Annotated in this window: 24 protein-coding genes and 1 other RNA gene; 15 read left to right on the forward strand and 10 right to left on the reverse strand. The window is 40.9% G+C overall.

Going from position 1 to position 25,736, the window contains the following annotated elements; translation table 11 throughout:
- Positions 1-2: 2 nt before the first annotated feature.
- From ccmD to Q0V26_RS06050, 7 genes are all read left to right on the forward strand, one after another.
- Positions 3-209 carry a heme exporter protein CcmD gene (ccmD, locus tag Q0V26_RS06020; protein ID WP_080156935.1) on the forward strand — a complete coding sequence of 69 codons (207 nt, stop codon included), beginning with the start codon at positions 3-5 and terminating at the stop codon, positions 207-209.
- Positions 206-688 (forward strand): cytochrome c maturation protein CcmE, encoded by a 483-nt coding sequence (gene ccmE, locus Q0V26_RS06025; RefSeq protein WP_297479280.1) that lies wholly within the window; start codon positions 206-208, stop codon positions 686-688. The genes ccmD and ccmE overlap by 4 nt, the downstream gene beginning before the upstream one ends.
- A 3-nt stretch (positions 689-691) precedes the next feature.
- Positions 692-2,683 (forward strand): heme lyase CcmF/NrfE family subunit, encoded by a 1,992-nt coding sequence (locus Q0V26_RS06030; protein ID WP_080156932.1) that lies wholly within the window; start codon positions 692-694, stop codon positions 2,681-2,683.
- Positions 2,676-3,257: a DsbE family thiol:disulfide interchange protein gene (locus tag Q0V26_RS06035; RefSeq protein WP_297479284.1), complete on the forward strand. Its 582-nt coding sequence runs from the start codon at positions 2,676-2,678 to the stop codon at positions 3,255-3,257. Before Q0V26_RS06030 ends, Q0V26_RS06035 begins: the two co-directional genes overlap by 8 nt.
- On the forward strand, positions 3,257-3,772 hold the full coding sequence (locus Q0V26_RS06040; RefSeq protein WP_232569530.1) for a cytochrome c-type biogenesis protein: 516 nt from the start codon (positions 3,257-3,259) through the stop codon (positions 3,770-3,772). Before Q0V26_RS06035 ends, Q0V26_RS06040 begins: the two co-directional genes overlap by 1 nt.
- Positions 3,769-5,058 (forward strand): c-type cytochrome biogenesis protein CcmI, encoded by a 1,290-nt coding sequence (gene ccmI, locus Q0V26_RS06045; RefSeq protein WP_297479289.1) that lies wholly within the window; start codon positions 3,769-3,771, stop codon positions 5,056-5,058. Before Q0V26_RS06040 ends, ccmI begins: the two co-directional genes overlap by 4 nt.
- A gap of 71 nt (positions 5,059-5,129) precedes the next feature.
- Positions 5,130-5,933, forward strand: a complete 804-nt coding sequence (locus Q0V26_RS06050) for an MlaA family lipoprotein (protein ID WP_297479291.1) — start codon at positions 5,130-5,132, stop codon at positions 5,931-5,933.
- A gap of 77 nt (positions 5,934-6,010) precedes the next feature.
- On the opposite strand, the gene Q0V26_RS06055 is transcribed toward Q0V26_RS06050, so the two are convergent.
- The 4 genes from Q0V26_RS06055 to Q0V26_RS06070 all read right to left on the reverse strand — a co-directional run bounded on the left by Q0V26_RS06055 (position 6,011) and on the right by Q0V26_RS06070 (position 10,398).
- Positions 6,011-7,276, reverse strand: coding sequence for an outer membrane protein transport protein (locus tag Q0V26_RS06055; protein WP_297479294.1), 1,266 nt, complete (start codon positions 7,274-7,276; stop codon positions 6,011-6,013).
- A gap of 358 nt (positions 7,277-7,634) precedes the next feature.
- Positions 7,635-8,840 carry an outer membrane protein transport protein gene (locus Q0V26_RS06060; protein ID WP_297479296.1) on the reverse strand — a complete coding sequence of 402 codons (1,206 nt, stop codon included), beginning with the start codon at positions 8,838-8,840 and terminating at the stop codon, positions 7,635-7,637.
- Between the two features lie 264 nt (positions 8,841-9,104).
- Positions 9,105-9,842, reverse strand: coding sequence for a DUF3379 family protein (locus tag Q0V26_RS06065; RefSeq protein WP_297479299.1), 738 nt, complete (start codon positions 9,840-9,842; stop codon positions 9,105-9,107).
- Positions 9,835-10,398: a sigma-70 family RNA polymerase sigma factor gene (locus tag Q0V26_RS06070; protein ID WP_297479302.1), complete on the reverse strand. Its 564-nt coding sequence runs from the start codon at positions 10,396-10,398 to the stop codon at positions 9,835-9,837. Before Q0V26_RS06070 ends, Q0V26_RS06065 begins: the two co-directional genes overlap by 8 nt.
- Before the next feature lie 612 nt (positions 10,399-11,010).
- Between Q0V26_RS06070 and fadI the strand changes: the two genes are divergently transcribed.
- Together fadI and fadJ are read left to right on the forward strand one after the other, a co-directional pair.
- Positions 11,011-12,321 (forward strand): acetyl-CoA C-acyltransferase FadI, encoded by a 1,311-nt coding sequence (gene fadI, locus Q0V26_RS06075; RefSeq protein ID WP_297479305.1) that lies wholly within the window; start codon positions 11,011-11,013, stop codon positions 12,319-12,321.
- On the forward strand, positions 12,321-14,423 hold the full coding sequence (fadJ, locus tag Q0V26_RS06080) for a fatty acid oxidation complex subunit alpha FadJ (protein ID WP_297479308.1): 2,103 nt from the start codon (positions 12,321-12,323) through the stop codon (positions 14,421-14,423). The genes fadI and fadJ overlap by 1 nt, the downstream gene beginning before the upstream one ends.
- 56 nt (positions 14,424-14,479) lie before the next feature.
- On the opposite strand, the gene Q0V26_RS06085 is transcribed toward fadJ, so the two are convergent.
- On the reverse strand, positions 14,480-17,245 hold the full coding sequence (locus Q0V26_RS06085; protein WP_297479311.1) for an insulinase family protein: 2,766 nt from the start codon (positions 17,243-17,245) through the stop codon (positions 14,480-14,482).
- Positions 17,246-17,522: 277 nt separating this feature from the next.
- On the opposite strand from Q0V26_RS06085, the gene sixA reads away from it, so the two are divergent.
- Positions 17,523-17,996, forward strand: coding sequence for a phosphohistidine phosphatase SixA (gene sixA, locus Q0V26_RS06090; protein ID WP_297479313.1), 474 nt, complete (start codon positions 17,523-17,525; stop codon positions 17,994-17,996).
- A gap of 16 nt (positions 17,997-18,012) precedes the next feature.
- A complete protein-coding gene (locus Q0V26_RS06095) occupies positions 18,013-18,372 on the forward strand; it encodes a hypothetical protein (RefSeq protein WP_297479316.1) in 360 nt (119 codons plus the stop codon).
- On the opposite strand, the gene smrB is transcribed toward Q0V26_RS06095, so the two are convergent.
- Positions 18,369-18,899 carry an endonuclease SmrB gene (gene smrB, locus Q0V26_RS06100; RefSeq protein ID WP_297479319.1) on the reverse strand — a complete coding sequence of 177 codons (531 nt, stop codon included), beginning with the start codon at positions 18,897-18,899 and terminating at the stop codon, positions 18,369-18,371. The genes Q0V26_RS06095 and smrB overlap by 4 nt on opposite strands.
- A gap of 53 nt (positions 18,900-18,952) precedes the next feature.
- Between smrB and prmB the strand changes: the two genes are divergently transcribed.
- The gene (gene prmB, locus Q0V26_RS06105; RefSeq protein ID WP_080156910.1) at positions 18,953-19,885 is read left to right on the forward strand and encodes a 50S ribosomal protein L3 N(5)-glutamine methyltransferase; all 933 of its coding nucleotides are present in this window, start codon (positions 18,953-18,955) and stop codon (positions 19,883-19,885) included.
- A 94-nt stretch (positions 19,886-19,979) separates the two neighbouring features.
- On the opposite strand, the gene queC is transcribed toward prmB, so the two are convergent.
- Both queC and Q0V26_RS06115 read right to left on the reverse strand, forming a co-directional pair.
- Complete coding sequence (gene queC, locus Q0V26_RS06110) at positions 19,980-20,678, reverse strand: 7-cyano-7-deazaguanine synthase QueC (protein WP_297479323.1); 699 nt, start codon at positions 20,676-20,678, stop codon at positions 19,980-19,982.
- A 315-nt stretch (positions 20,679-20,993) separates the two neighbouring features.
- Complete coding sequence (locus Q0V26_RS06115) at positions 20,994-22,094, reverse strand: PLP-dependent cysteine synthase family protein (RefSeq protein WP_297479325.1); 1,101 nt, start codon at positions 22,092-22,094, stop codon at positions 20,994-20,996.
- A 374-nt stretch (positions 22,095-22,468) separates the two neighbouring features.
- Between Q0V26_RS06115 and Q0V26_RS06120 the strand changes: the two genes are divergently transcribed.
- Entirely contained in the window at positions 22,469-22,930 is a 462-nt protein-coding gene (locus tag Q0V26_RS06120) for an Lrp/AsnC family transcriptional regulator (protein ID WP_297479328.1), read from the forward strand.
- A 76-nt stretch (positions 22,931-23,006) separates the two neighbouring features.
- Here Q0V26_RS06120 and tesB read toward each other — a convergent pair whose 3' ends face one another.
- Positions 23,007-23,864, reverse strand: coding sequence for an acyl-CoA thioesterase II (gene tesB / locus Q0V26_RS06125; RefSeq protein WP_297479331.1), 858 nt, complete (start codon positions 23,862-23,864; stop codon positions 23,007-23,009).
- 64 nt (positions 23,865-23,928) lie between these two features.
- Positions 23,929-24,237 (reverse strand): MGMT family protein, encoded by a 309-nt coding sequence (locus Q0V26_RS06130; protein WP_297479334.1) that lies wholly within the window; start codon positions 24,235-24,237, stop codon positions 23,929-23,931.
- Positions 24,238-24,326: 89 nt separating this feature from the next.
- On the opposite strand from Q0V26_RS06130, the gene Q0V26_RS06135 reads away from it, so the two are divergent.
- Both Q0V26_RS06135 and ffs read left to right on the forward strand, forming a co-directional pair.
- Positions 24,327-25,064 (forward strand): hypothetical protein, encoded by a 738-nt coding sequence (locus Q0V26_RS06135; RefSeq protein WP_297479336.1) that lies wholly within the window; start codon positions 24,327-24,329, stop codon positions 25,062-25,064.
- Between the two features lie 163 nt (positions 25,065-25,227).
- Positions 25,228-25,324: signal recognition particle sRNA small type (ffs, locus tag Q0V26_RS06140), an RNA gene on the forward strand.
- The last annotated feature ends 412 nt before the right edge of the window (positions 25,325-25,736 follow it).

The following is a 25,736-nucleotide window of genomic DNA, read 5'->3' on the forward strand; positions in this document are numbered from 1 at the left end:
CTATGTATTTTGATTCTATAAATGATTTTTTTGCGATGGGTGGATATGCAGGCTACGTTTGGAGTGCCTATGCAATTTCTTTTCTATCCATGTTATGGATTTTATTTTCGAGCTTAACAACTAAACGACGTTTGTTACGAGAAATAAACAATAAAATGGCGCGTGAGCAACGTATTAAAGAAGCCAAAAAATTGGAGAACACGCTATGACCCCAAGACGTCAAAAACGTTTAGTGATTGTACTGGCGTTAGTGCTTGGACTCGGTGCAACGGTTGGACTGGTGTTATACGCACTTAACCAAAATATGAACCTATTCTACACGCCATCAGAATTAATTAACGGTAAGACCGATGGTGGTGCTAAGCCTGAAGTTGGGCAGCGGTTACGTATTGGTGGCATGGTAGTGAAAGGGTCGGTTAAGCGTGATCCGCAATCATTACGAATTACGTTCAAAGTGGCTGATATTGGTCCTTCTGTTACCGTTATTTATGATGGTATTTTGCCGGATCTGTTCCGTGAAGGCCAAGGTATCGTGGCGCAGGGTGTATTGATTAATCCGACCACAGTTAAAGCAAGTGAGGTGCTTGCAAAGCATGATGAAAACTATATGCCACCAGAAGTGGCGGATGCAATGAAGATAAACCATAAACGACTTCAGTACACTGAAGAACAACTACAAGGTAAGTGATCAATGATCCCTGAATTAGGCCAATTCGCACTTATAGCCGCACTGGCGCTATCGGTGCTGGCCAGCATTTACCCATTGTATGGTGCCACGGTTGGTAACCAAGCAATGATGCGTATGGCACGTCCACTGTCCTACGGAGTATTCGGCATGCTTGCATTGTCGTTTGGTATTTTGAGCTGGTCGTTCTATAGCAATGATTTTACGGTAGCGTATGTTGCCAGTAACTCAACCAGTTTACTGCCATGGTACTACCGTTTAACCGCAGTATGGGGCGGCCATGAAGGTTCATTGATGCTATGGGTACTTATCCAAGCGGGTTGGGCTGCAGCTGTTGCTCGATTTAGCCGTGGTATGCCTCTAGAAGCAGTGGCGCGTGTACTTTCCGTTATGGGTATGGTTGCAGTCGGTTTTTTACTGTTTATCATCGTAACATCGAATCCATTTCTGCGTACATTGCCAGACTTCCCTGTACAAGGTCGTGACTTAAACCCATTGCTTCAAGATCCCGGTTTAATTGTTCATCCGCCAATGTTGTACATGGGTTACGTTGGTTTCTCGGTTGCATTCTCATTTGCTATTGCCTCACTAATGACCGGTCGTTTAGATACGGCTTGGGCACGTTGGTCACGTCCGTGGACAATTGCAGCATGGTCATTTCTAACCTTGGGTATCGCGCTAGGTTCATGGTGGGCTTACTACGAACTTGGCTGGGGCGGCTGGTGGTTCTGGGATCCAGTAGAAAACGCATCATTAATGCCATGGCTTGCGGGTACAGCATTAATGCACTCATTATCAGTCACTGAAAAGCGCGGTACTTTTAAAGCGTGGACAGTATTACTGGCGATTTCTGCTTTCTCGCTAAGCCTATTAGGTACGTTCTTAGTTCGTTCTGGTGTGTTGGTTTCTGTACACGCATTTGCGTCAGACCCATCACGCGGTATGTTTATTCTTGGCTTTTTAGTGGTGGTTATTGGTGGTTCATTACTGCTTTATGCACTGCGTGGTGGTCAAATTCGTTCTCGTGGTAACTATGCATTGTTCTCACGTGAAAACTTCTTATTAGCCAATAACTTATTATTAGTTGCTGCGTTATTAGTGGTATTAATTGGTACGTTACTACCATTAGTTCATAAACAATTAGGCTTAGGCTCTGTTTCTATTGGCGAACCATTCTTTAATACCCTATTTACATGGTTAATGGTGCCATTCTCATTCTTAATGGGTATCGGTCCTCTGGTTCGTTGGAAACGTGATAACTTTGCTTCAATCGCAAAACCAATGTTGTGGTGTGGTTTATTCACCGTTCCATTCTCATTCTTGGTTATTTACTTAACTGCAAGTGTTGTTGAGCCATTAGCGGTTGTCGGTGTGATGATGGCAGTGTGGATTATTGTTCTCCATCTTGTTGAAATCTACCGTCGCGCAACCCACCGTCATTCTTTCCTTGAGGGTTTGAGTAAGTTAGGACGTAGCCACTGGGCGATGATGTTAGGCCATTTAGGTTTAGCGATTGCTATTATTGGTATGACGTTAGTATCGAACTACGGTATTGAGCGTGATTTACGTTTGTCACCAGGACAATCAGTTAACGTTAAAGGTTATGACTTCCACTTTGCAGGTTTACGCGATGCAGATGGTTCTAACTATGACGGTTATGTGGCTGACTTTGAAATCAGCCGCCGTGGTATTGATATCACAACACTACACGCTGAAAAACGTTACTACACCGTTGCGGGTTCAATGATGACTGAAGCAGCAATTGATAGTGGCTTTACCCGTGACTTATACGTTGCAATGGGTGAGCGTTTAGGTAATGACGGCGCATGGGCAGTACGTATTTACTACAAACCATTTGTTAATTGGATGTGGATGGGTGCATTCTTAATGGCACTTGGTGGTGCGTTTGCTATCAGCGATAAGCGTTACCGATTCCGTAAGCCAGCTAATATTGCTGCAAATGATCAAAAATCGGAGGCGAAGTTAACTAATGAATAAGAAGTTATTATTTATTCCTTTAGTGCTATTTTTGGCATTAGTTGTGATGTTTATGGTCCAACTAAGCCGTAACGCTGCTGGTGATGATCCAACAAAACTTGAATCAGTATTAGTGGGTAAACCTGTGCCTGCCTTTAAGCTTGAAGATTTATTTGAGCCGGGTAAAGAATATCAACAAACGATTTTTAAAGGTCAACCGCTGCTATTGAACGTGTGGGCGACGTGGTGTCCTACTTGTTATGCTGAGCACCAATATTTGAATGTATTGGCAAAACAAGGTGTAAAAATCATTGGTTTAAACTATAAAGATCAGCGACCTAAAGCAATTAATTGGCTTAAAGAGCTAGGCAATCCTTACATGATCTCTTTGTTTGATGGCAATGGCATGTTAGGCATGGACCTTGGTGTTTATGGTGCGCCTGAAACCTTCTTAATTGATGCGAATGGTATTATTCGTTACCGCCATGTGGGTGATGTTAATCCAGAAAACTGGAACAAGACCCTTGAGCCTCTTTATAAGAAACTACAAGCCGAGGCAAAAAATAACAGCACTCAAGCGGAGGCAAAAGCATAATGAAACGCTTTTTTGCTTTGATGTTCGCACTTGGACTGACTTTTTCAATGGTGGCGCCAGCATTGGCAGCCATTGATGTGTATGACTTTAAAAACCCGGCACAAGAAAAGCAGTTTCAAGAGCTAACAGAGACTTTACGTTGTCCTAAATGTCAAAATAACAGTATTGCCGATTCTAATGCGACCTTAGCAGAAGATATGCGCATGAAGACATTTGAGCTGTTAAAAGAAGGTAAAACCAAGCAGCAAGTCATTGATTACATGATTGCACGTTACGGTAATTTCGTGACATACGATCCCGCAGTGACAGCATCAACAATGATCCTATGGGCCGGTCCTATTGGTTTTATTGTGATTGGTTTTAGCATCTTGGTTTATCGCTCACGTAAAAAAACTGAGCTAAGCAAAGATGAGCCACTTGATGATGTTGAGTCGGAACGTTTGCAGGGGTTGTTGGCTGAAATGGCGCAGCAAGATACTGAAGCTACCAATAATCAGACAAAGGTAAATAAATGACGCTGTTTTGGATTTTAACCGCTGTTTTGGTTGTAATTGCGATCGCCATCTTTGTAATTCCGATGTATATCGGTAAAGAGTATGATGATGCAGCAAGCCGAGATGAGCTTAATAAAGCCTTCTTTAAAGATCGTATTCATGAACTTGAAGAAGAATCACAAGAAGGTTTAGTCGATAGCCAGCAAGATATGGTGACGGACTTACAACAAACATTATTGGATGACTTGCCTGTTACTGAAAAGCAACAAGCAACATATGTTAGCCCTGCAATGGTTGTACCTGGCCTTATTTTAATTGTGGGTATTTGCTATGGTGTTTATGGCGCTGTAGGTAGCAGTGCTAAAGTAGAAGCATGGCATCAAGCCGTGAATCGCTTACCAGAGCTAACACAACGTTTAATGGGTGATAACGCCGCTAATGAGCCACTGTCTGATCAAGATATGTCGGATCTTACTTTAGCGTTACGAACTAAATTGCACAAAGACGGTGATGATCCTATGGGATGGTTACTGTTAGGTCGAATTGCGATAGCTAATCGTGATGCAGCAACGGCTGAAATGGCAATGAAACGCGCGTATGATCTTAACCCTGTTGATACCGCTATTCGCTTAGGTTATGCACAAACATTAATGTTAAGTGGCAAACCAGGTCAAAGTGAGCTTGCGCGTCAAATTTTACGTCAAGTAATTAAGACTGATCACACTAACGTTCAAGCGCTGTCATTACTCGCATTTGATGCGTTTGAGCAGAAGCATTACCAGCAAGCTGTCGATTATTGGACGATGATGAAAACCCTTATTGGGCCGAATGATTCTCGTACGCCAATGTTAACCCGTAGTATTGAACGTGCAAAAATGCGTATTAATGGTGCTGACGGCTCAGCAGTTGCTCCCGATCCAACTGCAATTGATGAGACAACGACATCAACTGAGACGCAAAATATCGATACGGATAAGCAAGTTACAGCGACAATCGCGCTAGGTAAAAACGTAGTGTTGCCAAAGCAAGGTAATATTATTATTTCAGTACATGATGCGGACGGCTCACCAATGCCGATTGCCGCTGTAAAATTACCCTTGTCGACTACATTCCCATTAACAGTAACGTTAACGGATAAAGACAGCATGATTCCACAACGCCAGCTATCATCATTATCAAAGATGATCATTAAAGCCCGCGTTGATAGCGATGGTAACGTGATGACTAAACAAGGCGATTGGTATGGCCAAAGTAGCCAAATTTCCTTGGGTGGAGAAACGGCGTTTGTCATTAATAAGCAATATTAACTAATTAATTGCTAAATGAATAAAGCAGGCTGAATATTGATGTTCAGCCTGTTTTTTACTAGGTGTATGTTTTGAATAAAAAGCTATTATTGATAATTTTTTTAAGTATCGGCATGGTGGGCTGTGCTCAATCATCCGATAAAGCGAGTGAGCAAACGGTATCAACCAATGTTGTTGATCATATTGATGGTGATAATACTGCGGCGAATGCTGTATATGATCCGTTTGAAGGTTTTAACCGCGCAATGTGGGATTTAAACTTTAATTATTTAGATCCGTACGTTGCTCGCCCAGTCTCATTAGCCTATGTGAATTATACGCCGTCATTTGCGCGTACTGGCATTGCTAATTTTTTATCAAACCTTGATGAACCCGCTGGGATGGTGAATAGCTTACTGACACTGCATGGTAAAGAGGCGCTAACCCATTTTAACCGCTTTTGGATTAATACTGTTTTTGGGTTAGCGGGTCTGATTGATATCGCATCAGCAGCTGATATTAATAAAGTTCAAGATCGTGAGTTTGGTGATACCCTTGGTTATTACGGTGTTGGTAATGGTCCTTACTTGATGCTACCAGTGTACGGCCCGATTACGTTTAGAGGTTTTACTGATTCTGTTGATGATCTTTATCTGCCACTGAGCTTATTAAACTTCTGGGAAGGCTTAGGCAAGTGGATCTTTGAAGGAATGGAAGATCGTGCTGCGTTAGTTAATCAAGAAGCGATATTAAATAACTCACCGGATCCGTACATCTTTACCCGTGATGCGTATATTCAATATAAGAACTTTACCGCCAGTGATGGTAAAGTCAGCGCTCCAGCTCCAGCAGAAAAATTTGATGATAGCTATCTAGATGAAATTGATAGCGATTAATTTTATTGATTAATTCATGCTATAAAAAAGACCGCCATTTCGGCGGTCTTTTTGTTTGTCGCTAATCACGTATTAGATTAGAAACGGTAGCTTGCTTGTACACCCGCTAACCAAATATGGCCAGATGTTTGGCCGTTAAATTGTTGGTTACCTAAACCTTCATCAGTTTCTTTCATGTTTGCATCTTTAACAAAGATATAAGTAAAGCCAGCATCTAGCGTTAGGTTTTCTGACCAAGCATAACCAGCACCAACACTTAACCAAGTACGGTCTGTTTCAGGGATAGTTTGAGTACGGTTAGCTTCATCAACAGCAGAGGTGTCATAAGCAACACCGGAGCGCAGCACTAACTTATTGGTCGCTTGGTAAGTGGTGCCAATGGCAAAGCGGTAGTTATCTTTCCAATTTTCTTGCTTGATATCTACTGGACCATTAAGATCTGGAATATTAGCTTCTAGCTTTTCAAACGCACTCCAATCAGTCCAGTTAACACTTGCATGGATAGCCCATAGATCATTTAACTGATGGAAGCTAGCGAGTTCAGCAGAAGCGGGAAGTTCTAGTGGTAATGTGCCCGCATAGCTGCCGTTTTTAAGACCATCAAAAGCAATACCATTTGCATGACCTTCAAGGTTTAATTTAACCGCTGATTGGTAGCTAAGACCGATGCGGTTGTTAGCATTAATCTGCCACGCAGTACCTGCCTGCCATCCCCAAGCGTTATCTTCGCCTTCCATGTATTTAAGCTTTTTCCCAGCTAAAGGTTGCATAATACCTAATGATGCATTTGTTGGCAGTGCTGCACCAAAGTGGCCTTTACCCATCACATAACGCACACCTGCACCCACACTTAATTGGTCATTGATCTTATAGCCAATATTTGGATTGATCTCAACGGTGTGAACTTCTGCTTGGTTACCGAACATAGAGGCTTTGAAATCAGTGCCAAGGTCAGTACGCATGCCAAAATGGGTACCGAATGCAATACCAATTGTTGCTTTATCCGTTAATGGACGAGAAAAATAAAAATTAGGGATAACAGCATTATTAGCAAAGTCAGAACTACTTGTTTGGCCTAATAATGTATGGGTGCCAGAAATATCAATATTAGGATCAACATAAATAGCACCTGTAGAAATTTGGATGCCTTTTAAATACGTTAGCATTGCAGGGTTGCGGAACTGGGCACTAGCATTATCAGCCATTGCTGCTTCACCAGCAAAAGCACGTCCTAGACCTGTTGCAGAATATTCTGCTAATTGAAAACCTGCGGCAGCGGCTTGATTGCTGATACCAATAGCAGCTGTAATCGCTAAGGCTAAAGTAATTTTATTTTTAGTCATATTAGATAAATATATTGTTCACGGAAATAATTACGCAAATGATACTCGCAGCAATAAAACGCGTTAAAAGCTATCTTATAAAACAGGATGATTAAATCTATTATGCTGCTATTTTTAATTTTTTTGGTTTTTAATCGGGTAGCATTTATACGATAAGGGCTAGTTATTAATATTTGAGCGTACACTTGTACGAGAACTGGTATTAATTTAGTATTTTATATTGATGGTTATTTGGGTGTTATTCTTTGTTTTTTTGTATGTTATCGTGAATAAAATAAAGATTGGATGTTATTCAGCGAATAAAAAAAGAAGCCATTGTGGCTTCTTTTTTATAATGCATTATTGCTGTACGCTCAAATTAGAACGAACGGCTGTATTGTAGGCCGTATAGCCATGCATCAGCACGGGTTGTTGCTTTTAATAGGCCATTAGCTTCTTTTACATCAACATCTTTACCAATCAGGTAAGTTAGGCCGAAATCGATAGTTGACTTACTATCAACGTGGTAACTAAAGCCGCTTGATAGCCAGTTACGATCTGAGTCAGGTACTGAAATTGAAGTGATATCGCCTTGAGCACTAGTATCATGCATGTAACCTGCTCGTAGCGTCCAATCATTATTAAGGTAATAAGTACCACCGATTGAATAGTGCCAAGCATCCTGCCAATTGTATTGGTTAATTAGTGTGCCACCAGATGTTTCTAGTTTGTCAAATTCACTCCAACGGATCCATTGAATACTATAATGAACCGCGAACTTATCGTTTAATTTATTAAAACCAGAAAATTCTGCGACGTCAGGTAATGGTAATACTAATTTATCGTTATTTAGGTTTTGGCCTTTATAACTAATATCACCTTCTGCTTTTAGTGTTGGGCTGTAACGGTATGATAAACCAAAACGGTTATTGTCATTGAGTTCATAAATTGCACCAAGGTTGTAGCCTAATGCAATACCATCAGCATCGATATTTGCTGCTTGTGCGTTACCGCGTTGTAATTTGCCGCTACCATGAATAATATCTAAACCACCACCAATACTAAAATGTTGGTTAATACGGTAAGCAGCACTTAAACCTAGATTAACGCTTTTAACGTCAGTTAAGCCGCCAAATAAATCTGGAGAGATAGGACCTAAAGCTTGGTCTTTACCGTAACCGTCTTTAAATTCAGTTTTAGTACCAAAGTTAGAATATAGTGAAGCACCTACAGAAAATTTATCATTAATAGGTTGGATATAGTAGATGTTTGGTGCATAGCTAGTGTCGCCAATTGAAGCGTCATCAACATTTTGACCTAAAAACGTCGTATTTTTAACATTCACATCAGTATCGATTGCAATAACGCCTAATGATAATGCTGGTGCATCAAAAAGAGCCATTGAAGCGGCGTTTTTGGCCATGGTTGATGCATTATCAGCAATAACACCATCACCGGAGAATGCTCGGCCTAAACCTGTTGCTGATTGGGCATTTAATTGGAAACCCGCCGCCATTGTTTGTGATGATGCTAAGGCGATAGCAACAGTAATAACTGAGCGTGTAAATATCTGCTTCTTGTTCATGCTTTTATGATTCCTGATCATGATTTTTTATATTTATTAGTCCAGTCTATATATGACTGATTGGCGATGATTGTAGGGGGGGGAAGAGCCGTATCAAAGCTGACCAGTCGTTTAGGTAGGTAAACATATTTTATCATGTTCATTTGGGTTATTTTTGGACCATTTGATCATATGTCATTAAAAATAAGCAGATTAAGTGACAACCTAAAATCGATATTTAATTATCAATATCGATCTTTAGGCTGTTGGATAACAATTTACACCTTAGATTTGCCAATAGAGATCAGATTTAAGTTTTTCAGCGATTGGCATCAGTTCTTGATCTTTATCACCAACAATAATTAAGCTGGCATTTTGTAGCGGCAATAATAAGCTTTGGTTACTTTTATTATTGCGGGTCACCATTTGTGAACTAGTTTGTGGCACGAAGAAGATGGCCATTTTACCTGCCTCTGTACCAACGACCATATGCAAGGCTCGATTACCATCAAAGCCACAATAGTTAAGATAATAAATATGACCAGGTAATTGATTTAAACTGGTACCAAAGGGTTTAAGCTTGGCATTAACTTGCTGTAATGTGACAGCTTCATCAGTATGTTCAACAAATTGCGCTTCTGCATCAACGTGTTGTAAAGCGATATTCGACATTGATATTGGTGTAAAGGCTTGCTGCGCTGGATGCTGTGGAGAAAATCCATATTGGTGTCCCACCATAACCCCGACAAAAAACATCACAGATGCGGCTAATCCGTAAGAGAGATAGCGTTTATAATGAGACTGTTTTTGGGGGTGTACCTGACTTGATTGATGGAATAAGATCCTATCAGCCAGATTATCGGGTATATCAACCTGCAATGTTTGTTTTAGTTGTTGATCTAATTGCTGTAATTCATTCGAAAAATGACGATTAGCACTAGACTGATTTCTAGTTTTAATCAACTCTGGATCATTATCATTAGGATTCGCCAGAAGGCGGCGACGAAATTCTAGATCATCCATGATGATTCCCCTTTTGAGTCGTTTTCTTTTCAAGTTGTTCTTTTAGTTGGTTACGGGCTCGAAAAAGTCGCGTCATAACAGTATTGCGATTCAGGTTTAAGATTCCCGCGATTTCATCGCCATTAAATCCAGCCATCACTTGTAGAATTAGTGGTTCTCGATATTCGGGGGCTAGCTTCATTATTAATCTATGCAATAAATATTGGTCAGCATCCATTTCGACACTGGGTTTAGTGTCTGCAATATGATGATTATCAATATCGACTAAGTCAAATTGCTTACGTTCAAATCTACGCGCATTTTCACGGCGTAAAATAGTGATCAGCCATGCTTTAGCTGCATTATCATCTTGTAAATTATCTAATGATTTCCACGCGCGTAGGCAGGTTTCTTGCACTAAGTCTTCGGCAATATGGGGATCATGTGACAACCAATAAGCATAGCGATATAAATCTTGATGCCATGCTCTAACAAGGGCTTCATAACGTTTTTGTTTATCCATTTTTAAACAGACCGTTGCAGAAGCTTTTTTGTTGCTAAAAATTTTTTTTATCATTGATGTGCCTGTTTAGCGTTTTTGTCATCAATTAGCGATGTCATTCAATCGTCTTTAGACGATGTATTATTTTTTTTCTATTTTTGTAGCCTAAATCGCAAGAAAATTGATCTGGTGCAAATTCTGTTTTGAGTGGTAGGTTATAGTGGTCACGTCATCTGATGGTGAGGTTATGATTAAGTTTGGATAACTTAATCATAGTTAATACCGTCTGTTGAGCAAGATGACACTTCCTTTTGAAGGCTGACTTTACTTTCTCCTATCAGGTTTTTCCTGATTTGCAATTGGCTTTATGTTAATTGATAATTTTATTACGCGGATTGATTTTTTTCGTGTGAATTCAAACCATACCTTGAAGGTGTGGTTTTTTTTTATTTAAATTTAGCCTTCCAACCTCCCTCTTAAATAACACATATATTTTCTGGCTAGTTAGCCTAAAGAAGAGTCATTCTTTTTACACTAGAACCTTTCTTATCGTCGAGCTGTTTTACTTCATAAACGTCATTTGAGCTTGTTTTTTAAACAAATGTTTTTTTTTGATTACTTTGTGGTTACAATTATGTGGTCTGACCTCGCGATTGAGGTTAATTATATTTGTGACAAGGAGTTGCGATGACGGGTCTTCAACATATCACCACACGTAACGGTGAACGTATTGCTATTATTAGCGGGCTACGGACACCATTCGCACGTCAATCAACTGCATTTGAGCGTTTATCTGCTCTTGATTTGGGTAAGCTAGCCGTTAATGAAATGCTACAAACGGCTGACTTTGATCCACTGTTAATTGAGCAAGTTGTATTTGGCCAAGTTGTACAAACCCCTGAAGTACCAAATATTGCGCGTGAAATCGTACTGGGTACAGGAATGAATATTCACACTGATGCCTACAGTGTCACACGTGCCTGTGCGACCAGTTTTCAGGCTGCCGTTAATGTAACGGAAAGTATTATGGCCGGCTCGATTGATATCGGTATTGCGGGCGGTGCTGACTCAACCTCAATGCTACCTATTGGAGTCAGTAAAAAAATGGCTGCGACGTTATTAGCATTAAGTAAAGCCAAAACTATGCCAGCACGCTTAAAATTACTCAGTGCATTAGGCGTCAAAGATCTGATGCCAGTACCTCCTGCTATTGCTGAATACTCAACTGGATTAAGCATGGGACAAACCGCAGAACAAATGGCAAAAAGTCATGCGATTAGTCGAGAAGAACAAGATGCCTTTGCGCATCGTTCTCATATGTTAGCGGCTAAAGCATGGCAAGATGGGTTATTGAATAATGAAGTAATAACCGCATTTTCAGCACCTTATCAACAATGGATTGAGCGCGATAATAACGTTCGTCAAGATTCAACATTGGCAGCATACGCGAAATTAACCCCAGCATTTGATCGACTACATGGCAGTGTTACTGCGGCGAATTCAACCCCATTAACCGATGGTGCAGCAGCGATATTATTGATGCGAGAAGGGCGAGCAAAAGAGTTAGGTTTAACCCCACTTGGGTATATTCGTTCTTATGCATTTGCTGCCATCGATGTTGCTGAAGACATGTTAATGGGGCCGGCTTATGCAAGTCCGTTAGCCCTTGAGCGCGCAGGATTAACCCTGAGTGATTTAACCTTAATTGATATGCATGAAGCATTTGCAGCTCAAACCTTAGCCAATGTAAAAATGTTCGGTTCTAAACGGTTTGCTCAACAAAAACTGGGTCGAGATAACGCGCTTGGCGATATAGACATGGACAAATTTAATGTTCTTGGCGGTTCGATTGCTTATGGTCATCCTTTTGCCGCAACGGGAGCAAGAATGATCATTCAAACGTTACATGAATTGCAACGTCGAGGTGGTGGTTTTGCATTAAACACCGCTTGTGCTGCTGGTGGCCTTGGTGCAGCAATGATTTTGGAGGCAGAATAATGACGCAATCAGCATTTAGTTTATCTTATGGCGATAATGGCATTGGCTGGCTTAAAATTGATGTTGCCAATGAAAAAATGAACACCTTACAAGCTGCTTTTGTTGATCAGGTTAATGATGTCTTAGCTGAATTAACTCACCATCCCGAACTTAAAGGTTTGGTGGTGTATTCAGGTAAAACGAATAACTTCATTGCCGGTGCTGATATTCGTATGTTGGCAAAGTGTGAAACAGCAGCCGAGGCTGAAGCATTAGCAAATAAAGGTCAGCAGCTCTTTAATGCACTTGAAGCATTACCTGTTCATGTTGTTGCTGCTATTCATGGACCATGTTTGGGTGGCGGGCTAGAGCTTGCATTAGCCTGTCATAGTCGAATTTGTACCGATGATGATATTACGCGCTTAGGTTTACCTGAAGTGCAATTAGGCCTACTACCTGGTTCTGGTGGAACTCAACGTTTACCACGTCTCATTGGCGTTGCGAATGGCTTAGAATTAATGCTCACGGGTAAACAGGTACGAGCAAAGCAAGCCTTAAAAAAAGGGTTGGTTGATCAAGTTGTACCGCAGAGTATTTTATTACAGGCAGCTGAACAAGTGGCTCTAGCAGCGAAGCCGATTCGTACCCACTCATTTCAAGATTGGGCCATGGCTGGTAACGCCTTTGGCCGTAGTGTAGTGTTTGATCAAGCAGCTAAAAAAGCGCAACAAAAGGCGCGTGGTTGTTATCCTGCCATTGATGCGATTTTAGATACCGTAAAATATGGCTTAGAAAAAGGCATTGAAGCGGGGCTTGAACAAGAAGCTAAAATCTTTGGTGACTTGGTAATGACGGCTGAATCTGGCGCATTACGCGATATTTTCTTTGCTACGACGGCAATGAAAAAAGAAGCAGGTGCCGATGCAGAGCCCAATAATATTAAGCGGATAGCAATACTGGGTGGCGGCTTAATGGGCGGTGGGATTGCTCATGTATCAGCTATAAAAGCGGGTTTTGCGGTACGGATTAAAGATATCACTAATGATGGTATTCAACATGCGCTTGCGTATAACTACGCTATTTTAAATAAACAGCGTCAGCGACGTATTATTCGAAAACCACAACTGCAACAGCAGATGTTACGTATTACAGGAAGCACTGATTATCGTGGTATGGCGCATGCTGATGTGGTGATCGAAGCAGTATTTGAAGATGTTGCGCTTAAACAGCAGATGGTTCAAGAAATCGAAGCCAATACATCAGAGCACACAATTTTTGCGACTAACACTTCTTCGATTCCGATTCATCAAATTGCGGCAAACGCGCAGCGACCACAAAATATTGTTGGTTTACACTATTTTAGCCCTGTTGAAAAAATGCCGTTAGTGGAAGTCATTCCACACGCAACAACCTCTGCAACAACCATTGCAACCGTGGTCGCATTAGCTAAAAAACAAGGTAAAACCCCGATTGTTGTTGCGGATAAAGCGGGTTTTTATGTTAATCGTATTTTAGCGCCATATATGAATGAAGCGGCTCATATATTATTAGCGGGTGAGCCTATTGAACATATTGATGCGGCTTTGCTTAATTTTGGTTTTCCTGTTGGGCCTATTACATTACTTGATGAAGTTGGGGTTGATATTGGTGCTAAGATCAGTCCTATTTTGGTCGCAGAGCTTGGTGAGCGTTTTGCAACTCCAGCAATGTTTGATGTGTTACAGCAAGATGGGCGTAAGGGTCGTAAGAGCGGTAAAGGGTTCTATTTGTATAACACCAATAACAAAGAAGTGGATAAATCGGTTTATACCTTACTTGGGATCGCACCAGAACAGCAATTAACCGAAGCCAATATTTCTATTCGTTGTACATTAATGATGTTGAATGAAGCTGCTCGCTGTTTACATGAAGAGGTGATTCAATCTGCTCGTGATGGCGATATTGGCGCTATTTTTGGTATTGGCTTTCCTCCATTCCTTGGTGGGCCATTCCATTATATGGACCATCTTGGCATTGATTTAGTGGTTGATATGATGCGTCAGTACAGTGATGCCCATGGTGAACGGTTTGCACCTTGTGATTATTTAGTGGAGATGGCGCAAACTGGAAAGCGGTTTTATTAACGCTTTATTTTTAGAATAATAAAACCCCATTTATATTGAATAAATGGGGTTTTTTATTAGTATGCGTTTTTCTGGAAATTAGCTATTGAATCAATAGTTTTGCCAATAGTTAATGGTTCAGCACCGTGGTGGGTTTTACCAGTGTAATACATCACTAACCGGTTAGCGGTACGAGGTTTAACTGTATCAACAATAAATTTAATCATGTCAACACGATTGAGCTGTTTTAGCTTTTCGACCACTAATTGACGTTGATTAAATTGTTCATCTTTATTACCAATGCTGACCCAAAACCGTTGTGCACGCGAACGTAGGTTAGTATCAGGTTCAGAAATTTGTGCAATAAGACCTTTTTTACTCGCTTGCCATTGAGCTTCTGTTAACTCTAATAACACGAGTGCAAACGCATTGGTAAAATCATCGATAGCATCAGATAAGTAACTTGGCTCAGCCACGGGTGATTGAATATATAGAATCAATCCCGGGTGACGATTTAGCGGCAAATTACCTGTTCCCACCATATAACCAAGCTGTTGTTTGGTCCGTAATTCATGGAAAAACGTGGTCGACATTAAATGATTGGCGAGTGTGTAAATCGCAATTTTGTGTGGCGTTGTTTGACGAGATTGGTAATACATCAAAATCGCTGAGTCTTCATGATGACAATCTAACTCGTAAGTTAAGGTGCCACTGTTTTCTAAATGCACTAATGGACGTTGTGATTCACCGTATAATTGGTCAGTGACTCTAAAGGCATCTTTGAGGGTTTCAGCCAGTGCCAACGCATCTTTTTTGGCCCAATTACCATAGACAAAAGTATCAATGTGTATTTCGGCAAACATCGCCTCAACAAATGGTGGTAGTTCATCAATAGTGATGGTTTCCAGTGCTTCGATAAGGTGCGGATAAGGCGGATTATTCGGCTGTAATAATCCCGTAAGTTGATTAAACAACTGAGAGATCGGTTTATCTTCTGCTGCATTGCGCCAATTACGTAGCATTTGGGCTTTGATATTATCAAACCGTTGCTGAGTAAAATGGCGGTTTTTAAAACGCGCTAAAATCAGTTGCATCAATTGAGGTTGTTTTTCACTAAAGCCAGAAAGCTGTAGTGTTACGCCACCTTGATGAGCATAAAGATTGTAAGACATGCCTGCAATTTCAGCAGGGTAAGCCGATTCATTGATCGCTTCTAATAACAGTTCGACACACAACCGCGTTTTAACAATATTTTCTGTTGAACTCACGGCATGTGGACTATCAATCGCGACATAAACAATGCCTTTCGGTACGCGAAAATCATGTTCTTGTTTATGCCATAAACGAAAACCGGGTAAATCTTGAATTAATTGTGGGGGTAATTCAGATCCTGCTTCAAGTGGCAAGGGCTCAAATTGTTCACACAAATAAATATTAGGCTCTGGTAATAATAATGCGTCATCAAGGCTGACATTGGTCCAGCTTTCAATTTGTTGTGGTGAGAATGGTGTCACTGAGTAAGGGGTGTCATACCAAGCCGCAACCCGATCGTAGTGTCCACCTTGGGCAACTAAGGTTAAACGCATATTACTCACAGTAAGGTAAGCTAATAGTTGTTCAAGTAGATCTTGATCATAGCCTTCCATCATATAATCGCCGTAGATAATATCTTCCGCGTTGTAATGCAGCAGATTCATCACTAAATAACTGACAGTATCCAAAGGACGACTTTTCTCTTGATAGCGGAACGCCATTTCCAAGACGGATTTCTTCTCTTGGTAACGCCATGCATTTAACCCTTGCTGTTTGATTAAAGCAATAAAGGCAAACACGCACTGCACAATTTCATCTGTGTGTTGCTGGCCTTTAGGGGTTAAATTTAAACCAATGGTAAATTCACGGAAATTATTACCACTGACACCACCGCCAGCGGTAAGAGTATTGATTAGTCCACGTTGTTTTAATATCGCCATTAAGCTGCCCGTGCCTTCATTTCCCAGTAGGTGAGCAATGTATGACAGCGGCTTAATTTGATAATGCGCATCAACAGATGGCAACGCAAAAGATAACGTTAATTTACGTAATTCTTTAATAGGTTCAATTTGAATGAACTTCTGACATTCGTTTTCAGTAACAAATGGCACGTCTATTGCTAATTTTTTAGTGGTAGCATTAGGAATTTCACTAAAGAACGTTTGAGTGAAGTGTTCTAGTTCATCTAATGATTGTGGGCCTAATAGCACCAGCCCCATCACATCAGCTGAATAATGGTGATGATAAAATGCCAGCAGATCATCACGTACAGACTGGTCATTACGATCATCAAGCGTGGTGAGATCGCCTACTGAAAACTTGGCAAAAGGATGCGCTTGATTAATGGTTTCTTTTTGCACTTGATACAAACGACGCACATCGTCTTTTATTTTTAGTTTATATTCAGAATCAACAGCTTGACGTTCTTTTTCGACCGCATCTTCATTAAATAGTGGGGCGGTAAAAAATTGGCCAAAGCGATCTAATCCCTCTTCAAATGCATGGGGGCTAATTTCAAAGAAAAAAGTGGTGTTTTCAGTACCTGTCCATGCATTATTGCTACCGCCGTTACGGTTGATAAAGGTTTGGAATTCACCGACACGAGGGTATTTTTCGGTGCCAAGAAATAGCATATGCTCAAGAAAATGTGCCATACCTTGACGATCAACAGGATCATCAAAATGGCCTATTTCGACAGACAATGCAGCAGCAGAGCGAGGCGCTTCAGCATCATGAACGAGCAGCACTCGAAGTTCATTCGCTAAAGTGAGATAGCGATACTGCTTATGATCGTTAGGGCTAGTATGCACAGGAAGAGCCTATTTTTGAGGGAATTAGGTTAAGTATGACGTTCAATATTAAGGCTGGCAAATTGAAGATGCGATTAGATGAATTATAAGTCGCATTTTTGTTAACAAATTAAATGAATAAGTGATGAGTTAACCAATTGAGCCATTAAAAAGTAAGCTTAGCCACAGAATTAAAACTATGTGGTTATGCCACCAATAAAAGCATGTAATAATGATCGGCCGGCTCGATGATGTGAGTAGGATCTGCGATTGTTTAACTGAGGTTATCGAAATATCTATGCAAATTTATATTATGCGTCACGGTGAAGCCGAAAATTTTGCAGCGAGTGATGCTGAACGTCCATTAACGGCGCGTGGCATTGCACAATCACAGCAAATGGCAACATTATTAGTATCACATTTGAATGGTGAATTAGATCAAGTATGGGTTAGCCCTTACTTACGTGCCCAGCAAACATGGCAAGCCATGGTGAAGAGCTTACCTACCGCGACCAAAGTTGGTAGTGTTGAAGATATTACTCCTTATGGTGATGCAGAAACGGTTGCAGACTTTATTAAAGCGACCATTGAAACAGAGCAACCACAATCGTTATTACTGATTTCACATTTGCCATTAGTGGGTTATTTAACCGCTGAGTTGGTGCCTGGATTACAACCACCTATGTTTTTAACTTCTGCGATTGCAGCGATTGATTATGATCCGCAATCAGGGCAAAGCAAATTGTTGTGGCAACAGCAACCACATAAATAATAGGTAATAAATGATCATGACGAAGTGTGATATTTGGGCACTGACTAGTGCCTTGTTGATGACTGGATGCAGTGTTAGTGAGCCTGTTCATCTTTCTGCTAACGGTATGGTGAAATGGTCTGATGGTCAAACCGAAGGCATGCATATTTCACAAACAGGCAGTAGCTTAACTTTTGCCAATTATTCTAATGAAGTTGGTGCTCCGCCATTGGTCATTTTTGCGCGTATTGATAGTGCCCGCAATGATGATTGCGAATATTTTTACGTTGAAACCGCAGTTAAAAAACGCCTTAAAGTCTGTGAGACAGGAGAAGTGACGTTATTTAACCGAGGGAAAGTCGTTAAAGTTGGCCATATGGTAAAGCCACGGTATTAGCGCTCAGGTATATCAATTAAAACTAACAATGCGCCCGCGCCACCAAATTCTAACGGTGCTTGGTGAAAAGCCATCACATCAGGATGTTGTGCCAACCACATCGGTGCTTTTTGTTTCAGTATATATTTTCCTATGCCGTGCATAACACAGGCACATGACACGTGTTCTTTGATACACGCTGCAATCATCGCGGCTAATTCTCGCTTTGCTTCTTGTTGTGTCATTCCATGCATATCAAGATAAATGTCAGGTACATAAACACCGCGACGTAATTTTTTTACTTCATACTTAGATACTCCAGTTCGCGCATATTGGGTAGGGCCAGTGTCGCTAAGATGGGGTTCAAACTCATCTGAGAAATAAAACTCATGATTTTGGGTCTCTTTGCCCATCACTTTTGTTTTATCTGCTTTTGAGTTCTGTTGACGCGGCGTGATTATGGTATCATGCGTGAACTTTTTTACGCCTTTTACCTCTGCCTTGAAGAGGTCAAAATCATCTTCAAGCGGTGAATTTTTGTTACTCATAATAAAATTCCAACAATTATATAGTGGTATTGTAGCGTTTATCGGAGGCTATTTTGGATAAGATTTTTGTCGACGAAGCTGTCAGCGAACTTCACACATTGCAGGACATGCTACGTTGGACGGTAAGCCGTTTTAATGCTGCTGGCCTATTTTACGGTCATGGTACAGACAATGCATGGGATGAAGCCGTGCAATTGGTGTTACCGACAGTTTACTTACCGTTGGATGTTCCACCAGAAGTACGTAACTCGCGTTTAACCAGCAGTGAGCGTCATCGTATTGTTGAGCGTGTTATGCGTCGAATCAATGATCGTACACCCGTATCATACTTAACGAATGTTGCCTACTTTTGCGGTATGGAGTTCTTCGTTGATGAACGTGTATTAGTACCACGATCACCAATTGGTGAGCTCATTGAAAACCGTTTTGAACCATTTTTACAACAAGAACCAACACGCATCATGGATCTGTGTACGGGCAGTGGCTGTATCGGTATAGCTTGTGCGCACATGTTTCCTGAAGCCGAAGTCGATATCGTTGATATTTCGACAGATGCGTTAGCTGTTGCTGAGCAGAATATAACGGATCATGGTCTAGAGCAGCAAGTGATTCCGCTTCGTTCTGATCTTTTACGTGATATACCAAAAGATAAATACGATCTTATCGTGACCAATCCACCGTATGTTGACCAAGAAGATATGGACAGCCTACCGGAAGAATTCCGTCATGAACCAGAGCTAGGATTAGCTGCGGGTAGTGATGGTCTTAAACTGGTTCGTCGTATCCTTGCTAACGCACCAGATTACCTTAAAGACGACGGTATTTTGATTTGTGAAGTGGGTAATTCAATGATCCACATGGAAGAGCAATATCCGCATATTCCATTCTTGTGGTTAGAGTTTGCTAATGGTGGTCACGGTGTGTTCATGCTAACTCGTGAGCAGCTTGTTGATTGTGCGGCAGATTTTGCACTTTACCGCGATTAATTAGCATCAAAACAACGCAACAAAAAAAGCCGACATCAATCGTATTGATGTCGGCTTTTTGTATTATTCGCTATTTAAATCAAGGCGATAATGATTACGCTTTATGTTGTGCTTGCTTGGCTTTTAATGTTGCCATAACCGCCGCTTGATGCTGTAAGTAATCTTCTAAGCCTGCACGACGTAAATCGCAAGATGGGCAGTCACCACAGCCATCACCGATAATACCGTTGTAACAAGTTAATGTTTGTTCGCGAATATAATCGAGTTTGCCATATTGATCTGCAAGCGCCCATGTCTCAGCTTTATTGAGCCACATTAATGGCGTTTCAATTTTAAATTGACGATCCATACCTAGCACTAATGAGTGGTTAAGTGAACGCACAAATTCATCACGGCAATCAGGGTAGCCAGAGAAATCCGTTTCACAAACGCCAGTGATCACCGCTTCAGCACCAATTTGGTAGGCATAAATACCCGCTAAGGTTAAAAATAAAATGTTACGCCCAGGTACAAATGAATTAGGTAAACCATTGGCTTGTAATTCATGAGAAACAGGAATGCTATCGCGGGTTAATGAACTGATTGCAAGCTCACCAATTAAGCTGACATCCATGACTTTATGCGCCGCAACACCAAGATCTTTGGCAATGTGCTCTGCAATTTCAACCTCTAGTTTGTGGCGTTGACCATAATCAAACGTAATACAGTGCACTTCATCGTAGTGCGCTAATGCTTGAATGAGACACGTGGTCGAATCTTGACCGCCACTGAAAACAACTACGGCTTTTGCCATGATGAATTATCCTTTGTGAGTGATTACCGAGAAACAGTCGGTACAATAATAGTCTAATGATGATTTCATTAGCATGAGGATATGCTAACTCAGCTGAAGGTGATAGAAAAGTAGCGATGACAAATAGCACCGATAAAAAGCCGTACAAAGCGTACGGCATAAAAGAAGCATGATACGGTATCCATATAAACCTAATAGATAAAAATGCAGAGCACAATTAGCTTTATCCGTATTTGCTTAAAGACACAAAAATACAGAGTGTAAATAGAAATAGGGGGGTTGGCGCTGTAGCTAACCAACCCAAGGGGCTGTTCTTTATTCGTTATACTGTGACCACTCACCCGTTTGTTGTAAGTGCTGCAATTGAGCTAGGTGTGGATTGATATCGCCAATATTGGTGGTGATCCAGTTGTCGTTATAATAGGTGTCTAAGTAACGTTCACCGCTGTCACATAACAAGGTTACAATTGAACCTGTCTCACCGCGCTGTTTCATTTCCGTTGCTAATTGCAGAACGCCATAAAGATTAGTACCTGTTGATGCTCCTGCTTTACGGCCAATAATATGTTCTAGCCAGTGAACGGTTGCTACGCTTGCGGCATCAGGAATTTTGCGCATTTCGTTAATAACATTTGGAATAAAACTTGGCTCAACCCGTGGTCGTCCGATTCCTTCAATACGGCTTCCTGCTTGTGACGTAATCGTGGCATCGCGTTCCATGAAATAGTCATAGAAGACAGAGTTTTCTGGATCAACTACACACAATTGAGTTGGATGAATCTGGTAACGAATATAGCGACCAATTGTGGCTGATGTACCACCGGTACCTGGACTCATTACTATCCAGCTAGGAATTGGAAATCGCTCAAATTTCATTTGGTTAAAAATACTATCAGCAATGTTGTTATTACCACGCCAATCTGTTGCCCGTTCCGCGTAAGTAAATTGATCCATATAATGGCCATTTAATTCTTTGGCTAGGCGACGAGATTCTTCATAAATAGAGGCCGATGAGTCAACAAAGTGGGCTTTTCCGCCGTAAAATTCAATTTGTTCAATTTTCTTACGTGCTGTTTTGCGTGGTACGACGGCAATAAACGGCAACCCGAGTAGGCGTGCAAAGTAGGCTTCTGATACCGCAGTGCTTCCTGATGATGATTCAATCACCGTCGTATTTTGGTTTATCCAACCATTACAGAGAGCATATAAAAATAATGAACGAGCTAATCGATGTTTTAGACTTCCCGTTGGGTGAGTACTTTCATCTTTTAAATAGATATCGATACCTGTAAGACTAGGCATATCGAGCTTAATCAAATGGGTATCGGCAGAACGTTGATAGTCTGCTTCAATGGCTTTGATTGAGTTGCTGATCCAAGCATTTTGTTCTGGTGCGGTATTTACAGTCTTATTCATTGTATTACCTTTTTGCTTAATTCGAATCCATCGAATGTTTACTTAATCAACTCCCTTGATGCAACTTGGGTATATAGTAAACAAGAGTGATAAAAAATCTTCTTTATTGAGTGCTGGGCGAAAATTAACGCTATTATTTAGAATATAAATAATATCTGATTCTATTTTTTGTGTTTTGCGGGAATTAAATTTTATTGCTGTCGATGTTTTTCAACGAGAGCGCCACTGTAGTTTTAAAACGCATCCTTGTCTATTATGAGATTACATAAATATAGTGGTAGCGATCGTTATTATTTGTAATTTTTTTGCCTCTTCGATGAATAAAAGGTATTTTTTAGGAAGTATTTACCCTTTTATCCTACTTGGTGGCATTAATGGCAGTTTTAGATAGTGTTGATAGAACGTTATTACGTTTATTGCAAGATGATGCGACCATGCCGTTGGCAGAACTTGCGGACGCTGTGAATTTAACAACCACCCCATGTTGGAAACGATTGAAGCGTCTTGAAGAAGACGGTATTTTACGCCAACGAGTGGCATTGCTTGATCCTGTAAAATTAGGTATCGCCTTTACGGCATTTGTACAAATTAAGACCAGTAATCACTCACAAGATTGGTTTAATCATTTTGTTTCAACGGTCACAGAATTTCCTGAAGTGATGGAGTTTTATCGAATGGCTGGGGAATATGATTATATGATGAAGGTTCAAGTCGCTGATATGCAAGCTTTTGATAACCTTTATAAAAAATTAGTGGCATCTGTTTCTGATCTTACTAATGTGACGTCCACCTTTGCAATGGAACCACTTAAATACACAACCGCATTACCGGTTTAACTGTACGATAATACTAAAAATAAACCCGAGTCATAAAGAAATAGTGGCTCGGGGTTATTTTTATGCCGTGCTTTAGTTAGCGCTGACGAATCAATCCTTCCTGAACTGCTGATGCAACAAGTTGTCCTTGCTGATTATAAATTTCACCACGCACAATGCCACGTGCACCACTGGCTGATGGGCTATCAATTACATACAGTAACCATTCATCAACTTTAAATGGACGGTGGAACCACATTGAATGGTCAATAGTGGCTACCTGCATATTAGGACTAAAGAGTGTGACGCCGTGTGGGTGTAACGATGTGGTTAAAAAGCCCCAATCAGATGCATAAGCTAGCATATATTGATGAATACTTAATTCATGAGGCATTTCACCATTGGTTTTGATCCATAAATATTGCTTTGGCTCTTCAATTGTTGGTTTTAAAGGATTCACTACTGTTACTGGGCGAACTTCAATCGGGCGTTGATTACCAAAAGTCTCAACAATTTTGGGGGGTAAATATTGTGCGATTGATTCAACTAACTCACTTTCCGAGGCTAAGTTTTCAGGCCCCGTTACGTTTGGCATTGTAGACTGATGCTCAAACCCTTGTTCATCTGGCTGATAAGAAGCGGTTAAGTAAAAAATAGGACGGCCATTTTGAATCGCTTTTACACGGCGAGTACTAAAACTTTTGCCATCACGAAGGGTTTCTACATCATAAATAATCGGCTTTTCTGGATTACCAGGTAAAAGAAAGTAACTATGAAATGAGTGTAAATGACGCTCGGGAGCTACAGTTTGTTGTGCTGCTGATAAAGATTGGCCAATAACTTGGCCGCCATATACTTGCGGTAAACCTAAATGTTCACTTTGGCCTCGAAAGAGTTCACGTTCAATTTGCTCTAATTGTAATAAAGTTAGTAGTTCATCTAATTGCTTGCTCATGGTACATCCTGAAAAATAAAAACTAAGGGAATGGTATGCTGATTTAGCGCCGCTGCCAATATGCCTATGAGTGCCCTTGCCATCGATAATAGCGTAGTGATATTCGCCCAGTGTCAGAGACAACAATGTTTTCTGCTCGTACTGCCGCTATCTGTCTTAATAGTGCATCATCTTTTAATGAAATCCGGCCTTGGCTATTAATAACACGATGCCAAGGTATTTTTGAGCCTTCTGGTAAGGTCGCCATTAAGCGTCCGACATGACGAGCATACCTAGGAAAACCTGCAAATTTAGCAATATCGCCATACGTAGAAACCTGTCCAAATGGAATTTGATAGACTTGGCTATAGATTTGATTGCAAAAGTCGTCCATATTTAATAAGTAGCCGTTAAATGATGCGCTTGATAAATAATAGCGGTTCTATTTTTTTAGACAACAGGATAACGCAAGGAGGTGTTGCCATGTTGTATGCTGCTTCATTGGTTACCGTTACCTTAATTTTAACGGTATTAGGTGTCAGTGCTCTCGGTCAAACTGCGGGAGAGTTGCCCGTGTTAGCACTTGCTATTCCTGCTCTGTGGCTATTACCACAAAGCGGTGTTGCAGGTTGGCTATTGCTCTGTGGTTTAGGTGCCTACGGTGCAATGTTACCTGAACAACCGTTAGCATTATCAATCAGTTTATTTATGATGCTACCTATTCTGATGATTTGTATCTCCACCAAAGGCTGTTGGCAGCTTGGCGCATTGATGATCTCAATTGCACTCTCAATGAATGTTGGCTTAATGGCATTGCAAGGAGAAGGCAAGCTAGAGGGCAGTATCAGTGCAACCTTAGTGCAAATTATAGCTATTGGTGTTATTTGGTATGCCGCCCGCTGTTGGCGTCCTATTGCCGGTAACACATGGTGGCCATTATTAGCCGTATTACCACTATGGATAGGTGGTATGGGAGCTGCAGCTTTGGTTGGCTTGTGTGTTACAGGGTTAATTGCCGCGTTACAAAGCCTTGTTAAAGTAAAACATCAAGATTGGATCCCACGTTTAGCCTGTGTATTACCTGCAATAGGGTTTACGACGTTAGTGGTGTTGCCGCAATTTAGTGTTGCGAACCCGATTTTAGTCTCATGGTTATTAATATTAGGCGGAGGCTTGTTAGGTGAATCACTATTAGATGATCCTGAAGAAGAGGATGAATAATCTTATCTCGCGGGCAATAGGTTGACTTTATTACTATTTTGTTTAAATTCGAGTAAATAAACAGCAGTTAAACAAAAGGATAAGATAACGGCTTGCATTGTTGGTGAGGTTAATAGATAATCCTTTCCGTTCTCGAAAGAGACAAAGAATCTATGGAGGCCCCAATTGGTCCTCCCGCAACACTAACCTGTGAACTCGGCCAGGCCCGGAAGGGAGCAACCGCAGCAGGCGTCGTGTGTGCCGGGATGTGGCTGGTGGGGGCTTCCACCCATCTGCTTGTTACCAAAAGTTGTCATAAATCCCCTAGAAGCTTGTTACGCTCACAACCCATCTAGCGTTTAGCAAATCCCTTTCCTATCAAATAGTTACATTCTAGTTCACTCTTTACAGTGTAGTTCAATATTATTGTTTTGTTCTTTTTATTACTATCAATAATAAATACTTCGTTATAATCGTCAAACTACCAAACTACCAAACTACCAAACTACCAAACTACCAAACTACCAAACTACTCACATATTTAGATCTGTAAGCGCATTACAAGCGTCATTTAATCTAAGCGCCATGTGTGATTCAAGTGCTATGTGATCCAAGCGTTACCTAACCACTGAACCTCCCCCGCGTCATTCCCTACAGTGAGGTTACGAACGAGATAGGGAATCTACTATTAGC

This window comes from uncultured Photobacterium sp., assembly GCF_947039875.1.
In the GTDB taxonomy this organism is placed as follows: Bacteria; Pseudomonadota; Gammaproteobacteria; order Enterobacterales; family Vibrionaceae; genus Photobacterium.